Here is a 15,767-nt window from a genome sequence, read left to right on the forward strand (position 1 = left end):
GCCTATGCCCTATCCTGAAATGAAGGGCAGAGTGGTGCTGGTCACCGGCGGCGCCAGCGGCCTGGGCCTGGCGGCGGGGCAGAGCTTCGCGCGCGAAGGAGCGCACGTGGTGCTGGCCGATCTGCGTGCGGAGCACGCCGTGGCCGAAGCCGCCCGCATCGGTGCGGGGCATCTGGGCCTGGGGGGCGATGTGTCTAGCGAGTCCGATGTGGCGACGCTGGTCGACACCACGCTGGCGCGTTACGGCCGGCTCGACGTGTTGATCAACAGCGCCGGCATTCCCGACAGCTTCAAGCCCACGCTAGACCAGGACGTGGCCGACTTCCGGCGCCTGGTCGACATCCACTTGAGCGGCACCTACATGATGTGCAAGGCTGCGGCGCCGCAGATGCTGCGCCAGGGCCGCGGGGCGATGATCAATCTGAGTTCCGTGGCCGGTGTACTGGGCCTGGCTCGGCGCAACGCCTACAGCGCGGCCAAGGCTGGCATCGGCATGATGACACGCACGCTGGGCTGTGAATGGGCGGCGCAGGGCATACGTGTGAATGCCATCGCACCGGGCTACATGCTCACGCCCTTCATGCAGAAGCTGGTGGACGACGGCAAGCTCGATGCCGGCCTGGTGCGCCGGCGCACGCCGGCTGGCCGGCTCGGCAGCGCGCAGCACATCGCCGATGCGATGTTGTTCCTCGCGTCCGACAGTGCCGAATTCATCACCGGCGTGACCTTGCCCGTGGACGGCGGCTACATGGCCTGGGGCGCCGTGGGTGACGCCTACACCGGCCCCTTGAATTGAAGGAATCCACATGATCTACGAAGAACGCAACTACAGCTTCGCCCCCCTGAACTTCCGGCCTTTTCTCAAGCTCTTCGAGGAAGAAGGCCTGGAGCTGACGCGTAAACACCTCGGCAAACTGGTCGCCTACTTCACGACCGAGACCGGCCAGCTCAACACCGCCGTGCACGTCTGGGCCTTCGAGGACATGGCCGACCGTGAGCGGCGCCGCGAAGCGATGTGGAACGACCCGGAATGGCTGGCCTATTCGGCCAAGGTGCTGCCCTGGATCCTGCGTATGGACAACCGGCTGCTCAAACCCACAGGGTTTTCGCCGCTGAAATGACCACCTCCAGGCCGCGCGCACTTGCCCGGGATCGGGCCAAAGGCCCGAGAACGCAAGTCGCTTCGCCAACCTCCTTGCAAGAGGCGACACCCGCGGCCCGGCAAAGCCGGTTCCGCAGTGTTTCTGGAAGAGGCAGGGCGGTCCATAGAATGAGTGTGTTCTAGACGAGGTGTCCTTTTGAACTTCTCCGACCACTTCACTGCCGATGCTTCGGCCCCGGACGCTGACACGGCCAGCACGGCCGGAGAGCAGGTGCGCGGTGCGCAGAGCGTACGGCGAGCCCTGCAACTGCTGCGGCGCGTGGCCAAGTGCAACGACCAAGGCATCAAGCTTGCGGACCTGGTGCGGGCCGAGGGCCTGGACCGCGCCACCACATACCGGCTCATGACCTGCCTGGTAGAAGAACAGTTCATCGACCGGGACAGCGAACATCTTTATCGCCTGGGCCCGGAGGCCGTGCTGTTAGGCTCGCTGCTGCCGCAACCCACACCCTTGCTGCGCCGTTTCGTGCCTATGATGAAACGCGTAGGGCGCATCGGTGGCGACACCACTTTTCTGATGATGCGTCAGGGTGACTTCGTCTACTGCGCGCACCGGGAGGAGGGCAGCTCACCGATCAAGATCCTGACGACAAACATCGGCCAGCGTCGACTGATCGGCACCGGCACGGGCGGCACGGCCGTGTTGGCACTCATGGACGATGCTGAAATCGCCGCCACCTTTGCGCGCAACGCAGCGGCTTATGCCGAGCAGGGTATGACGCTGGACAAGTTGCATGCCATGGGCATGGCGGTACGCGAACAGGGCTGTTGTGTGGTGTTCGATTCGTTTGGTGAGGTTGGCGTGGCAGGCTTCGGGATTGCGTTCCGCATGAGCGACCACGGCATGGGTGCGGTGAGCATCGCGACGCTGACCGCCAGGTTCGGCTTCGAGCGGCAACACAAGATGCGGCAGTTGATTGCCACCGAATTGCGCGGTCTGGGCCTTCAGGCCTAGTTGACTGCAGGCGGCGGCCTGGGCCTGGATGGCCGCATGGATGTGGATCAGGTCTGTCGTTCTACCGCAGCCCGCGGTAGAAGGCCCGGATCTCCTGGGCCAGATCCTCGGGTTGCTCCATGGCCGCAAAATGCCCACCGCGCGGCATCACCGACCAGCGACGGATGTCGCTGAAGCTGCGTTCGGCCAGTATGCGCGGCGGCCGAACGATTTCGGCGGGGAACTCGCAGTAGCCCATGGGAACGTCGACGCTGCAGCCGTCTGGAATAGGCCAGTCCGTCGCATGTTGGCGCGCATAGTAGGGCCAGAATGAGGAGCCTATGGCGCCTGTGAACCAGTACAGGCTGATATTGGTCAGCAGTTCGTCTTTCGAAAAAACGGACTCCACATCGCCGGCGCAGTCGGACCATGAGCGCATCTTCTCGACGATCCAGGCCGCCAGGCCTACAGGTGAATCGGTCAACGCAAAGGCCAGGGTTTGCGGCCGTGTGCCTTGCTGATGGCTGTAGCCGGTTTCTTCTGCAAGCCAATGCCTGAGTTCGCCCAGGTATTTTTGTTCCGCCGGGCTTGTGCCTAGCTGGGCCGTGTCCCTGCGCAAAGGCAGCAGGTTCAGGTGCACACCTATGGTTTTGTCGGGATGGGCGAAACCCAGGCGCGCCGAGACCGAGGCACCCCAGTCTCCACCTTGGGTCGCGAAACGCGGGTAGCCCAGCACCTCGGTCATCAGCGTGGCAAAACAATCGGCCATCTGTTCCACCGAAAAACGTGGCTGACCTGCCTGGAAAGACAGTCCAAAACCCGGCAAGCTGGGTGCCACCACCGTAAAAGCATCGGCCGGGTCACCACCAAAACGGGCAGGATCGGTAAGCCTTGGGATGAGCTCCATGAACTCAAAAACCGAGCCCGGCCAGCCGTGCGACAACAAAAGCGGCAGAGGCGCAGCACCCCGTCCCGGGACATGAAGATAGTGCAGATCAATGCCGTGAATCGCCAGCTTGAACTGAGAAAAGGTATTCAGCCTGGCCTCGGCGGCGCGCCAGTCAAAGCCGTCTTTCCAGTAGCCGGCCAATGCCCTCATGAAGCCGAGATCGGTGCCAAAGGCCCAGGCTGGAGCGTCTGCCTGATCGGGAAAACGCGTACCAGCCAACCGTGCCTTGAGGTCGGAGATGGCGGCCTCGGGCACCTGCAGACTAAAAGGTGTGGGACGCATGTCAACTCATCACCGAATGCCGCGAATCGCGCTCCAAGGCCTTGGCTTATTCCAGCGTAAAACCAATCTTCAGTGTGACCTGCCAGTGCGCCACCTTGCCATTTTCCACGTGGCCACGTGTCTCTACGATATTGAACCAGTGGATGTTGCGTATGGTTTCGTGGGCTTTGGCAATGGCTGTTTCCACCGCTTGTTCAATGCTGGTGGGCGATGAGCCAGTGAGTTCAATGGTTTTGTAGACATGGCTAGTCATATGCTTTCCTTTGATCTGTGGCGTCGTCGCCGGAATGGACTGCGACGGGTGGTTTTGGCACCACGTCGCATGTGAAGAACACCGTACCGCACATCCGCCTCATGGTCATTCAGCCACGCCAGAGCATGTGACATGGATTACCCCTAGTGGTGCGCGCGGTTGGAAGATTCAGGGCTGCAGATACAGCTCGGAGAAGCTGCCGCGCAAACCTTCGCCCGTGGGTGCGTAGTCGCGCACCTTCTTGGCACTGACGGTGATGTTCGGATTGGCGCCGACTTCAATCGATGGAATGTCGTTGTGCACCACCTTCTGGAACTGCACAAACAGTTCGCGGCGGCGGCCTTCGTCGACTTCGACCGCGGCGGCCTCCAGCAGCTTGTCGACCTCGGGGTTCACATAATGCGGCGCGTTGGAGAACGGCAAGCCGACCTTGAAGTTCTTCGACCAGAAGATGCGCTGCACCCCCACCGAGGGGTCGAAAATGTTGGTGAGCGATTCAAACGTGATGTCGAACGCCCGGTCGGTATAGGCCTTGGTCACGTAGGTGGCGAAGTCGTAGCTCTCAATATTGGCCTCGACCCCAATGCGGCCCAGCGACTGGCGCACGAAGTCGGCCGCGCGGCGCTCGACAAACGGGTTGAACAGCAGGCGCAGCTTCAGCCGCGTGCCCGAGGCATCGCGTTTGAAGCCTGCCGCATCGAGTGCCGCCTCGGCTTGTTTGGGGTTGTAGGGGTAGGGCTTTATGCTGCTGTCGTGGTAGCGGCTTTGCAGCGTGCCAATGGGCGAGGCCGAGAGTTTGCCGTAGCCATACCACACTGTTTTGGCGAAGGCGTTGACATCAATCGCCTGGGCAATCGCGCGGCGCACTTCGATGTTCTGCAGCGCCGGGGTGTCGAGGTTGAAGTAGAGCTGCTGGTGGTCGCCAACATAAGGCCAGTTGCGCGAATCGACGTTCAGGTTGGGCAGCTTCTTGAAGCGCTCCACGTCGGCCAGCGGTACACCCGCCGCACCCGCGCCCAGGTCGGCACCACCGGATTCAAGCGCGGCGGCGCGTGCCACACCATCGGTGATGAAGCGCACTACGATGCGCTCGAGATAGGGCTTGGGTTTGTCCCAGTAATTGGGGTTGCGCTCCAGGATGACGTGGCTGCCCTGCGCCCATTCCTTGAAGATAAACGGCCCTGTGCCTATGGGGCTGCTGTTGTATTTGTTGGTTGCAATGTCGCTGCCTTCATACAAATGCTTGGGCACGATGGGCGATTCGGCCGCGGCCAAGGCCGTGAGCAGGAAAGGCGACGGCTTGCTCAGCACAATGATGGCGGTGTGGGCGTCGGGTGTTTTGACTTCCACCACGTTGGCAAAGCTGCCGCGGCCACGCGGGTGTACCTGCTTCAGCGTCAAGATGGAGAAGGCCACGTCGGCCGAGGTGAAGTCGCGTCCGTCGTGCCACTTCACACCCTTGCGCAGGTCGAAGCGGTACTGCAGGCCGTCTTTGCTCACGTTCCACGCCGTGGCCAACAGCGGCTTGGGCTTGAGGTCGTAGTCGTAGGTGAGCAAGCCTTCGACGATCTTCGGGCCGATTTCGGTGTTGCCCCCCGCGGTCGTGGTCAGCGGCACGAGGGACGAGGGCACGGGGTTGACCACCCAGTTCAAGGTGCCGCCGGCCTTGGGCTGGGCTTGCGCCGTGAGTGTGCCCAAGGCACCAAGGGCCAGTACGCCAGCGATGGCCAGACTGTATGTCAATCGTCCCACGGCCGGCTTGGAAATCGTCGAAAAAAGCATGAACTCCCTCTCCTCATGTTTGGATGAAGGGGTTGAATCTAGGGTGCTGCTGCGGCTTGACCAAAGAACATTTAGGAGCAAGCAAACTACTTTATTTCTAAGGCGTTTTTCGTCTATGCAAGCTACCGATGAGCAGTTCGCCTTTGGCCCTGTGTTGCGCAGAATGGGCTGGCTGCGTCCGCCTTTGCTGGCGCCGATTTTTAGATAGAAAGCACACACCATGAGTCAACTCCAGGCACTGTCAGAAGAAGCCCTTAATCGCCTGTTTCGCGATGCCCGTACCGTGCACGCCTTCCAGCCCGTGCCCATCAGCGACGCCACGCTGCACCAGCTCTACGATTTGCTGAAGTGGGGCCCGACGGCATTCAACGCGCAGCCCGCACGTTATGTGTTTGTGCGCAGTCCGCAAGCCAAAGAGAAGTTGTTGGCGGCAGTGTCTGGCGGCAACAAGAAGCAGACCGAAGCTGCGGGCGTGACCGTCATCGTGGCGCAGGACAGCCGCTTCTACGAGCACCTGCCATCGCAGTTCCCCGCCTACGACGCCAAGCCAATCTTTGAAAACAGCGCCGAGGCCGCGCAGTCCACGGCTTTCCGCAATGCCAGCCTGCAGGGCGCTTATCTGATCCTGGCGGCCAGAGCCTTGGGCTTGGATGCGGGCGCGCAATCGGGCTTTGATGCGGCCGCGGTGAACAAGGCCTTCTTCCCCGATGGCCGTTACCAGGCCAACTTCTTGATCAACCTGGGTGTGGCCGACCACAGCGGCACACATCCACGCGGACCGCGCCTGAGCTTCAATGAAGTGGCGCAGATTGTCTAAACCGTTCGTTTGGCTCACTTAAACCCCGGACTGCCTTGCGGCATTCCGGGGTTTTGCTTTAGAACGCTGGCACCAGGGCGCCGTTGAACTTCGACTCAATAAACTGCTTCACCTCAGGTGATTGGTATGCGGCCACCAGGCGCTTGGCCCAGGGCTTGTCTTTGTCGGCCTGGCGCACAGCGATCAGGTTGGCGTAGGGGCCCTTTGGCGACTCTTTGATGACCGCGTCTTTGGCCAAGGTGAGGCCGGCCTTTTCTGCGTAGTCGTTGTTGATGGAGGCAATCGTCAAGTCGTCCAGCGAGCGTGGCAGTTGGGCTGCATCCAGCGTCACCAGCTTCAGTTTTTTGGGATTGTTCACCACATCAAGCGGCGTGGCGTTGTTGTTCTTGACGGCCTCGGGTTTTAACGTGATCAGGCCGGCGCTCTGCAGCAGCAACAGCGCGCGATTGCCGTTCGATGGGTCGTTCTGGATGCCGACCGAGGCGCCCTCGGGCAAGGCATCAATCGATTTGATCTTGCGCGAGTAAAAGCCCAGCGGCGCGGTAATGGTCAGGCCCACGGGCACGATGTCGAAGCCACGCGCCTTGTTCTGGTTGTCGAGAAACGGCTGATGCTGGAAGGCATTGGCATCCAGATCGCCGGAGGCCAGCGCGGCGTTGGGCAACTGGTAGTCGTTGAACACCACCACGTCCAGCGTCAAGCCATCACGTGCGGCCACACGTTTCACCACTTCAAAGATCTGCTCGGCGTTGCCCACCGAGATGCCGACCTTCAGCGTCTTTTTGTCTTGCGCGTGGCTGGCACCGGTCGCCGCCATCAGGCCTATGGCGATGGAGGCAATGGCCAGGGCGGTGCGGCGGCGGGTCAGGGAGAGTGTCATATGAAAATCATTCCTAAGTTGAAGTGCCGCGAATGTCCCACGATGGTGCCTGGGGTGGAACGAAGAATCCCGCATGTTCTTATGCGTCAGGCACAGGCTGACTGGCTGCGTCTGATAAAGGCTTTTGCTTATTCGCTTTCCTTCGTTGCCTGCGGCGAGGGGGCTTTTATGCTGCGCACTGGCCCCGTGGCCCATTCTTCTTTCAGCAGACCCCCAACATGAATCTCCTCAAAGCCGGCCGCGTCCTCAGGCGCACGCTATGGCAAGCCATACCCACCGTGATCAGCGTGGTCATTCTCAATTTCTGCCTGCTGCAACTGGTGCCCGGCGACGCGGCCGACGTGATCGCCGCAGAGTCGGGCGCGGCCACGGCCGAAACCATGGCGCAGCTGCGCAGCCATTTCGGGCTGGACCTGCCGGTGCTGCACCAGTTGGCCGGCTACTTGAACAACCTGGCGCACTTCAGCCTGGGCACCTCACCGCGCTACAACCTGCCGGTGACCACGCTGATCGGTGCGCGCCTGGGCAACACCTTGCTGCTGATGCTGGCCGCGCTGGGCACGGCTTTGGCCGTGGGCATTCTGCTGGGCAGCGTGATGGCCAGCAGGGTGGGGCGCTGGCCCGATCGGCTGTTGTCGGTGCTGGCCTTGTTGCTTTACTCCACGCCAGGCTTCTGGCTGGGGCTGATGGCGATTGTCTTGTTCTCTGTGCATCTGGGCTGGTTGCCCACAGGCGGCAGCGAAAGCATTGGCGCGGGTTACACCGGCTGGGCCAGTGTGGCCGATACGGCGCGCCATCTGGTGTTGCCGGCCCTGGCCATGTCGGGTTTCTACATCGCGATTTTTGCGCGACTCACACGCGCTTCGATGCTGGAAGTGAGCCGGCAAGATTTTGTGCGCACGGCCGAGGCCAAGGGTTTGCATCCCTTGACCGTCACTGTGCACCACGTATTGCGCAACGCTTTGATCCCTGTCAGCACCGTGGCCGGCATGCACTTCGGCACCCTGCTGGGCGGGGCGGTGGTGGTCGAGACGGTGTTCAGCTGGCCCGGCCTGGGCCGGCTGGCTTTTGAATCGGTGATGGCGCGCGACTACACCGTGTTGCTCGGCATTTTGTTGTTGTCGTCGTTGCTGGTGATCGTGGCCAATATGTTGGTCGATCTGCTGCACGCCTGGCTGGATCCGCGCATCCAGTTGCGCTGAGCCGCGCCACGTTCTTCTGCTTCTTAAAACCTATTTTCCATGTCTACTCCCTATCCCATTGAGGGTGCCAGCCCACAAACGCTGGTGCGCGACAAACCACTCAAAGCCTGGTGGGGCCGCACCAGGCAATGGTTTGTGCGCTCCAGCACATCAGCTCACGTTGCGCCAACACAAGTCGGCCACCATGCGGCCTTGCGCGCCTTCGTGCGCAACCCCGCCGCGGTTGCGGGGGTGGTGTTGTTGCTGGCGGTGTTGATGCTTGCACTGGCCGCGCCACTGCTGTTTCCCGGCGACCCGCTAGACATGGTGGCCACGCCCTTGTTATGGCCAGGGCAGGACGCAGCCTTCCCGTTGGGCAGCGACTCCATGGGCCGCGATGTGCTTGCCGGCATTGCGCACGGTGCGCGTGTCTCGCTGGCCGTGGGTGTGGTGGCCGCGGTATTGAGCCTGTTCATAGGCATTGTGGTGGGGGCCACGGCGGGCTACTTTGGTGGTTTTATCGACGATGTGTTGGTGCGCATCACCGAGTTGTTCCAAACCGTGCCGTCCTTTCTGTTTGTGATTGTGGTGGTGGCCATAGGCCAGCCCTCGGTCAAGGTGATTGTGTTGGCCATAGGCCTGGCATCGTGGCCGGTGATTGCGCGTTTGGTGCGCGCCGAGTTCCGCACGCTGCGCGAAACCGAGTTTGTGCTGGCCGCGCGCAGCCAGGGCTTCGGCCACCTGCGCATCATGCTGCAGGAGATGCTGCCCAATGCGCTGCCACCGGTCATCGTCACCACCTCGGTCTTGGTGGCGAGTGCAATCCTGATCGAGTCGGCACTGTCGTTTCTCGGCATGGGCGACCCGAATGCGGTGTCGTGGGGCAGCATGATAGGTGAGGGCCGTGAGCTGCTGCGCACCGCGTGGTACCTCACGGCGTTGCCGGGTGCGGCCATTGTGCTCACAGTGCTGGCATTGAACCTGGTGGGCGACGGCCTGAACGACGCCTTCAACCCCCGCCTGCGAGGCCGTTGAAATGACACTGGACCTGATACCTGCGCCGGCCCTGCTCGATGTGCGTGGGCTAGACATCAGCTTCCGAGGCGCGCAAGGCCGCATACAGGCCGTGCGTGGGCTGGACCTGCACATTCAGCGCGGCGAAACCTTGGCCCTGGTGGGCGAATCGGGCTGCGGCAAATCGACCACGGCGCTGGCCGTGCTGCGCTTGTTGGCGCCCGGCGCCAGCCTGCGTGGCAACATTTTCTTCGATGGGCGCGACATCCTGGCGCTGCCACCGGCCGAACTGCGTGCGCTGCGCGGCCGCGATGTTTCCATGGTGTTCCAGGAGCCCATGACCTCGCTCAACCCGGTGCACAGCATAGGCGCGCAAATCATAGAGACGCTGCGCCGGCACGAAGACCTGTCGGCGCTCGCCGCGCGCAAGCGTGTGGTGGAGCTGCTCGACCTGGTGCGCATTCCCGAGCCACACCGGCGTATCGACGACCATCCGCACCATCTCTCTGGCGGGCAACGCCAGCGTGTGATGATTGCCATGGCCGTGGCTTGCCGCCCCAGATTGCTGGTCGCCGACGAGCCCACCACCGCCTTGGACGTGACGGTGCAGGCGCAAATCCTCGAACTGCTGGACGGCCTGCGGCGTGAGTTCAACATGGCGCTGCTGCTGATCACCCACGACCTAGGCCTGGTGGCCCAATGGGCCGATAGGGTGGCGGTGATGTATGGCGGTGAAAAAGTCGAAGAAGCGCCCACGGCGCAACTTTTTGCGCAACCCGCGCATGCCTACACCAAGGGGCTGCTAGGCGCATCTTTGCACGCCGGGCGATCGCTGCACTACACCAGACAGCGCCTGCCCGAAATACGTGTGAGTGTGGACCCGGTCACACAGGCACGCAACTTCGCGCTGCATGTGCCGGTCGTCGCTCCCCGTGTGGCTTCGCCACAGCTTGCGCAGCGCCACAATGCCGCGCCATTGCTGTCGGTGCAAGACCTGCGCACCGATTACCCATTGCGCCAGGGTGGCGTATTGCACGCTGTGGATGGTGTGTCATTCGACATCGGCGCGGGTGAAACCCTGGGCCTGGTCGGCGAATCGGGCTGCGGCAAGTCCACCCTGTCGCGCAGCTTGCTGCGCCTGGTACAACCGGCGAGCGGGCGTATTCTGTTGGACGGTACCGACATTGCCCCGCTGAGTACGCGCGCACTCAAGCCATGGCGCCGGCATGTGCAGATGGTGTTTCAGGACCCGTATGCCTCGCTCAACCCGCGCCGCAGCGTGTTCGATATTCTGGAGTCGGTACTGGTGGTGCACGGTGTGAAGCAAAAGGAAGAACGCCGCAAACGCATCGCCGCGATTCTGGACCGCGTAGGTTTGCCGGCAGACGCCGCCAGCCGTTACCCCAACGAGTTTTCCGGCGGACAGCGCCAACGCATAGGCATTGCACGTGCGCTGGTGGTGCGGCCCTCTTTGGTGGTGCTCGACGAGCCGGTGTCGGCGCTGGACGTGTCGGTGCAAGCGCAGATTCTGAACCTGCTGGTGGAGCTGAAGCAAGACTTCGGCCTGTCGTATCTGTTCATCTCGCACGACCTTTCGGTCGTGCGTTACATCGCCGACCGTGTGATGGTGATGCACAAGGGCAAGATCGTCGAAACCGGCGGCCACCAGGACATCTGGGAGCGCCCGCAGCACTCTTACACCCGTAGCCTGATCGCCTCGGTGCCGGGCGCGGAGCAGCGCAAGGCGGCTTGAAATCCCCGGGGGGGGGGGACGGCGACCTTCACATAGTCGGAAACGGCATAAGCAGCGGCTGATTTGTCACTTGGGTTTTATGGGCTGTATTCGCATACTCGCGCGTTTAGGCATCCAGTCCAAGCCCACATGACCAGCCCTCAAGCCCCCATAAAAGTTTCGGCCCCAGCCGAGCCGCTGATCCGGCTCGCCGGTGTGCAGAAGTCCTTCGCGCTGCCCAACGGCGAAGTGTTCGATGCCGTGCAGTCGCTGTCGCTCGACATCCACCAAGGCGAGGTCTTCGGCCTCATAGGCAAAAGCGGCGCCGGCAAGTCGACCTTGCTGCGTTTGATCAACCTGCTGGAGCGACCCGATGCCGGCCAGGTGCTGGTGGGTGGACGGGACCTCACCAGCCTGTCGCGGCGTGAGTTACGCGACACGCGGCAAAACATAGGCATGATTTTTCAGCAGTTCAACCTGATCCAGAACGCCACCGTGTTCGACAACGTGGCCTTCCCGTTGAAGATACACGGCCGCCACAGCAAGGCCGACATCGATAACAGAGTGCGCGAGTGCCTGGCGCTGGTGGGCCTGTCGCAAAAGATCGACAGCTACCCGGCGCAACTCTCAGGCGGGCAAAAACAACGCGTGGCGATTGCACGTGCCTTGGCGCCACGTCCCCAGGTGTTGTTATGCGACGAGCCAACTTCGGCGCTGGACAGCGAAACCACGCGCGATCTGCTGCAAACGCTGCGCGACATCAACCAGCAGATAGGTGTGACGATTGTGATCGTGACACACGAGTTATCGGTGGTGGAGGTGTTGTGCCAAAAGGTGGCGGTGCTGGAGAACGGCCGCCTGATTGAACAGTTTGCGGTGGATGCACCGGCCGAAGCACGGCAAACCGCCTTGGGCCGCGAGATCGACGCCTTGGTGCGGCGCCGTGAACGAGAGGCTCGCGAGTCTAGGCCGCTGCAGAGCAGCGACATTGCGCAGCTGAAGGCGGCCGCGCCACAAGCCACATTCAGCGCCACATCTACCGGCACTCCAAGTCCATCACAAGCCTTCACTTTAGGCGTCGCCCATGTCTGAAAATCTGCTCGCCATCCTGCCCGAACTCTGGACCGCCACCGGCCAAACCTTTCTGATGCTGGCCATAGGTTTATCGGCCGCGCTGCTGATAGGCGGCCCACTGGGCATCTTGCTGTTTCTGCTTGGCCCCGGCCAATCGCTGGACAACCGGCCCGCCTTCCTGGTGTTGAACTGGCTGGTGAACACCGTGCGCTCGTTCCCGTTCATCATCTTGCTGGTGGCACTGGTGCCGTTCACGCGTGTGATTGCGGGCACTTCCATCGGGCCGCTCGCGGCCTCGGTGCCCTTGTCTTTCGCCGCCATTCCATACTTCGCGCGCCTGGTGGACCAGAGCCTGCGAGAAGTGCCGCGTGGCGTGATCGAAGCCGCACACGCCATGGGTGCTTCCGAGCTGCAGATTGTGTGGCGCGTGCTGGTGGTCGAGGCGCGCTCTGGCCTGGTACTGGCCTTGACGGTGCTGGCCGTGAGTTTTCTGTCGTATTCGGCGATTGCCGGTGTGGTGGGCGGTGGCGGCATTGGCGATCTGGCCATCCGCTACGGCTACTACCGCTTCCAGACCGATGTGATGGTGCTCACCGTTGCCTTGCTGGTGGTACTGGTGCAGATTCTGCAGTTTGTTGGCAACAGCTTGGCGCGCAGCCTCGACAAACGTTAAAAACCCACTGGCGTGCGCCTTGGTGCCGCTGGGGCAAAAAGCCCATCATGCTCAAAGCGGATATGGAGCCGATTCGTGCCTGGGAAAAGACATTGCCGAAAACCCACAGCCCAAGGGTAGCGGCCCAGCCCGATCAGCGCCGGACCCATGCGAAATCAATCCACCAAGCTGGGCACGGCGCTGTGTTGCCACACCGCAGCGGCGTATAACTCGGGACCGTAGTCCGGGGCCACCTCGGCCTCGATGCGGCGCAGGTGCAGTGGCAGGTCGGCCAGGGCCAGGTCACGGCTGATCTGCGCCACGGCGGCCGGAATGTCGCGGCGCATGCTGGGTACGTCGCCTAGCGGCACACCGGTGCTGGCAAAACCAGCGGGGTTCTGCACGTGGATGTTGTGCAGCCATGGCGCACGGCCCGGGTGTTTCTCCAGATAGTGCAGGCCGGGGCCGAGGTAGGGCGAGGCGCCGAGTTCGTCATCGCGCGCATCGGCCGGTGCGGTGTAACGGTCGCGCCAGCGCAGGATGTGCGGCGCAATCTCGGCCAGCTCGGGCCGGGCCTCAGGGGCTACGCGGTAACCGGTGCCGGCAATCGCGAAGTCGAAATACAAGACCTCATCACCCACTTGCGCTGTGATGCCTTCGGCAGGGACCTCGACGGCCTGCCAGGGGGCCGCCAGGTGCAGATGGAAGTTGGCGAACTTCAGTACACGTTGCACCGAATCGGCCGGTGGTGTGGAGCCCGCGCGCCGGTAACGCAGCGCCTGTTGCCAGCGCACCGCATCGGGCAGGGCGTGGTAGTTGTCGTAGATGCCGGGGTAGGCGCGGACCTTGGAGACCGGGGTGGACGCAATCTGGTCGCGCCGCGCAAACAGGTGCACCGCCTTGGCCCCGGCCTCCAGCGCCGTGGCGGCCGCATCAAAGGCCGAGGCTGCGGCCCCCACCACGGCCACCACACGCCCGCGCAAGGCGGCGAAGTCTATGATCTCTGCGGTGTGGGCCGCGCGCCCGGCGGCCACGGCGGCCTTCAACTCGGCTGGCACAAAGGGCTCGCCGTTGCCCGCCACGCCGTTGGCCAGGATGATCTTGCGCGCGGTCTCTATGCGTTGTTTGCCATCCACTTCGAGGTGTAGTCTGAAATGCGCCAGCGACTCGTGCAGCACCGGCTCGATACGCAGCAGGCGTGTGGCGTAACGCACTTCCACGTTGAGAAAGCTGCGAAACCAATCCAGATAGTCGGCCCAGGCGGTGCGTGGAATGCGGTCGATGGCGGCATAAGCTTGGGCGCCGTGCCGTGACTCAAACCAGGCCTGAAAGCCCAGTGTGGGCAGGCCGAGTTCCGGCCCCACCAGGTTCTTGGGTGTGCGCAGCTTGTGCATGCGTGCGCGGGTACGCCAGACACCGGCTTGAGTGCTGTTGGGCGCCGCATCCAGCAGCGTCACGCGGCCAATGCCGGCACGGCGCAGCGCAAAGGCATAGGCGCTGCCGCTTTGGCCACCCCCAATGATGGCCACGTTGTGGTCTATGCCAGGAATGTCGGGCACCCAGTTCTCGGGCGCCGGGCCTAGCAGGCGCAGCGTCTCGGACGCCAGGTGGTCGAAGCTGAAGGCTGTGGTGTGTTCAGACATGGCAAATAGGGCTAGTGGCGTGATAGCGTGTGGGATCAGGCGATTGCAGGCGCCGCTACGCTGGTGATAGCGGCCCTTTGTGCAGGATGTGCCGGGCGTTTCAAGCCCAGGTGCTCACGCAGGGTGCTGCCGCTGTATTCGGTACGGAACAAACCACGGCGGCGCAACTCGGGTAACACCAGTGAGATGAAGTCGCTGAGGCCGCCCGGCAGCACCGGCGCCATGATGTTGTAGCCGTCGGCACCGAAGTGGCGCCAGCGTTCTTCGAGTTGGTCAACGATCTGCTCGGGTGTGCCCACCAGTTGCCAATGGCCGCGCGCGCCTGCCACGCGTTGGTAGAGCTGGCGGATGCTGAGATTTTCGCGGCGAGCCAGGTCTATCATCAATTGCTGGCGGCTCTTGCTGGCATTGGTTTCGGGCAGTGGCGGGATGGGGCCGTCGAGTGGGTAAGCAGAAAGGTCAAAACCACCCGTCAGTCCAGAGACCAAGGCCAGGCCTACCACCGGGTCTATCAAGGCCTGCAGTTGTTCAAACTTCTCGCGCGCCTCGCTTTCGCTGTGGCCCACGACAGGGAACACACCGGGCAGCACTTTCAGCTCGTTGTCCTCCCGGCCATACTTCGCCAACCGGCCTTTGAGGTCGGCATAAAAATCCACCGCGTCGGCCAGTGTTTGTTGTGCGGTGAACACCGCCTCGGCGGTGCGCGCGGCGAGTTCCTTGCCGGCTTCCGATGAGCCGGCTTGCACAAGCACCGGGTGGCCCTGGGGTGAACGCGGCACGTTCAGCGGGCCTTGCACCGAGAAGTGTTCACCCTTGTGGTGCGGCACATGGCGCTTGGCCGGGTTGTAAAAGCGGCCGGCCGCTTTGTCTACGCTAAAGGCGTCGTCTTCCCAACTGTTCCACAGGGCCGCCACTACATCGGCGAACTCCGAGGCGCGGCCATAACGGTCGGCATGTGCCAAGTGTTCTTCGCGGTTGAAGTTGCGCGCCTCGTGTGCGCTGGACGAGGTGACCAGGTTCCAGCCCGCGCGGCCGCCCGAGAGGTGATCCAGCGAGGCGAACTTGCGCGCCACGTGGTAGGGCTCGTTGAAGCTGGTGGAGGCCGTGGCCACCAGGCCAATACGCTCGGTGACCGATGAAAGCGCCGACAGCAGGGTGATGGGCTCAAACTGCGCCTGGTAGCTGTGTGCGGTGCGGCTCAGAAAGTCCACATCGTCGCCGCGTGTGCCCACACCATCGGCCAGAAACACCAGATCGAACTTGGCCGCTTCTGCTGCTTGGGCCAAGGCTGCGTAGTGTTTGAAATTCACACCCGCGCCAGCCGGGCTGTCCGGGTGGCGCCAGGCGGCGATGTGGTGGCCTGTGGGGTAGAGAAACGCGCCCAGGCTCAGGGTTCCGCTGCGCTGTGTCAT

The 15,767-nt window shown here is 62.7% G+C and carries 15 protein-coding genes; 9 read left to right on the plus strand and 6 right to left on the minus strand.

The annotated features are described in order from the left end of the window. Nucleotides 1-4: 4 nt before the first annotated feature. The 3 genes from ACFQ95_RS05245 to ACFQ95_RS05255 all read left to right on the plus strand — a co-directional run bounded on the left by ACFQ95_RS05245 (nucleotide 5) and on the right by ACFQ95_RS05255 (nucleotide 2,117). Nucleotides 5-796, plus strand: coding sequence for an SDR family NAD(P)-dependent oxidoreductase (locus tag ACFQ95_RS05245; RefSeq protein ID WP_422829763.1), 792 nt, complete (start codon nucleotides 5-7; stop codon nucleotides 794-796). A 10-nt stretch (nucleotides 797-806) separates the two neighbouring features. Next, a complete protein-coding gene (locus ACFQ95_RS05250) occupies nucleotides 807-1,121 on the plus strand; it encodes an NIPSNAP family protein (protein ID WP_422829764.1) in 315 nt (104 codons plus the stop codon). A 177-nt stretch (nucleotides 1,122-1,298) separates the two neighbouring features. After that, nucleotides 1,299-2,117 carry an IclR family transcriptional regulator gene (locus ACFQ95_RS05255; RefSeq protein WP_422829765.1) on the plus strand — a complete coding sequence of 273 codons (819 nt, stop codon included), beginning with the start codon at nucleotides 1,299-1,301 and terminating at the stop codon, nucleotides 2,115-2,117. Between the two features lie 61 nt (nucleotides 2,118-2,178). Here the strand turns inward: ACFQ95_RS05255 and ACFQ95_RS05260 are convergent, their stop codons facing one another. From ACFQ95_RS05260 to ACFQ95_RS05270, 3 genes are all read right to left on the minus strand, one after another. Next, nucleotides 2,179-3,327 carry an epoxide hydrolase family protein gene (locus tag ACFQ95_RS05260; RefSeq protein WP_422829766.1) on the minus strand — a complete coding sequence of 383 codons (1,149 nt, stop codon included), beginning with the start codon at nucleotides 3,325-3,327 and terminating at the stop codon, nucleotides 2,179-2,181. Between the two features lie 46 nt (nucleotides 3,328-3,373). Continuing rightward, nucleotides 3,374-3,580, minus strand: a complete 207-nt coding sequence (locus ACFQ95_RS05265) for a dodecin (RefSeq protein WP_422829767.1) — start codon at nucleotides 3,578-3,580, stop codon at nucleotides 3,374-3,376. A gap of 168 nt (nucleotides 3,581-3,748) precedes the next feature. Continuing rightward, a complete protein-coding gene (locus ACFQ95_RS05270) occupies nucleotides 3,749-5,362 on the minus strand; it encodes an ABC transporter substrate-binding protein (RefSeq protein WP_422829768.1) in 1,614 nt (537 codons plus the stop codon). 220 nt (nucleotides 5,363-5,582) lie between these two features. On the opposite strand from ACFQ95_RS05270, the gene ACFQ95_RS05275 reads away from it, so the two are divergent. After that, entirely contained in the window at nucleotides 5,583-6,179 is a 597-nt protein-coding gene (locus ACFQ95_RS05275) for a malonic semialdehyde reductase (RefSeq protein ID WP_422829769.1), read from the plus strand. Between the two features lie 58 nt (nucleotides 6,180-6,237). Here ACFQ95_RS05275 and ACFQ95_RS05280 read toward each other — a convergent pair whose 3' ends face one another. Continuing rightward, nucleotides 6,238-6,996, minus strand: coding sequence for a MetQ/NlpA family ABC transporter substrate-binding protein (locus ACFQ95_RS05280; protein WP_422829846.1), 759 nt, complete (start codon nucleotides 6,994-6,996; stop codon nucleotides 6,238-6,240). A 281-nt stretch (nucleotides 6,997-7,277) separates the two neighbouring features. Between ACFQ95_RS05280 and ACFQ95_RS05285 the strand changes: the two genes are divergently transcribed. The 5 genes from ACFQ95_RS05285 to ACFQ95_RS05305 all read left to right on the plus strand — a co-directional run bounded on the left by ACFQ95_RS05285 (nucleotide 7,278) and on the right by ACFQ95_RS05305 (nucleotide 12,733). Further along, entirely contained in the window at nucleotides 7,278-8,261 is a 984-nt protein-coding gene (locus tag ACFQ95_RS05285; protein ID WP_422829770.1) for an ABC transporter permease, read from the plus strand. Between the two features lie 39 nt (nucleotides 8,262-8,300). Further along, nucleotides 8,301-9,275 (plus strand): ABC transporter permease, encoded by a 975-nt coding sequence (locus ACFQ95_RS05290; protein ID WP_422829771.1) that lies wholly within the window; start codon nucleotides 8,301-8,303, stop codon nucleotides 9,273-9,275. Nucleotide 9,276: 1 nt separating this feature from the next. Continuing rightward, nucleotides 9,277-11,007, plus strand: coding sequence for an ABC transporter ATP-binding protein (locus tag ACFQ95_RS05295; RefSeq protein WP_422829772.1), 1,731 nt, complete (start codon nucleotides 9,277-9,279; stop codon nucleotides 11,005-11,007). A 129-nt stretch (nucleotides 11,008-11,136) separates the two neighbouring features. Further along, nucleotides 11,137-12,078 (plus strand): methionine ABC transporter ATP-binding protein, encoded by a 942-nt coding sequence (locus tag ACFQ95_RS05300; RefSeq protein WP_422829773.1) that lies wholly within the window; start codon nucleotides 11,137-11,139, stop codon nucleotides 12,076-12,078. After that, nucleotides 12,071-12,733, plus strand: coding sequence for a methionine ABC transporter permease (locus tag ACFQ95_RS05305; RefSeq protein WP_422829774.1), 663 nt, complete (start codon nucleotides 12,071-12,073; stop codon nucleotides 12,731-12,733). The genes ACFQ95_RS05300 and ACFQ95_RS05305 overlap by 8 nt, the downstream gene beginning before the upstream one ends. Before the next feature lie 155 nt (nucleotides 12,734-12,888). Here the strand turns inward: ACFQ95_RS05305 and ACFQ95_RS05310 are convergent, their stop codons facing one another. Together ACFQ95_RS05310 and ACFQ95_RS05315 are read right to left on the minus strand one after the other, a co-directional pair. Beyond that, the gene (locus ACFQ95_RS05310) at nucleotides 12,889-14,355 is read right to left on the minus strand and encodes a SidA/IucD/PvdA family monooxygenase (RefSeq protein WP_422829775.1); all 1,467 of its coding nucleotides are present in this window, start codon (nucleotides 14,353-14,355) and stop codon (nucleotides 12,889-12,891) included. 35 nt (nucleotides 14,356-14,390) lie between these two features. Then, nucleotides 14,391-15,767 (minus strand): LLM class flavin-dependent oxidoreductase, encoded by a 1,377-nt coding sequence (locus tag ACFQ95_RS05315; RefSeq protein WP_422829776.1) that lies wholly within the window; start codon nucleotides 15,765-15,767, stop codon nucleotides 14,391-14,393.

Source organism: Variovorax sp. HJSM1_2 (assembly GCF_049316285.1).
Classification (GTDB): domain Bacteria; phylum Pseudomonadota; class Gammaproteobacteria; order Burkholderiales; family Burkholderiaceae_C; genus Rhodoferax_B.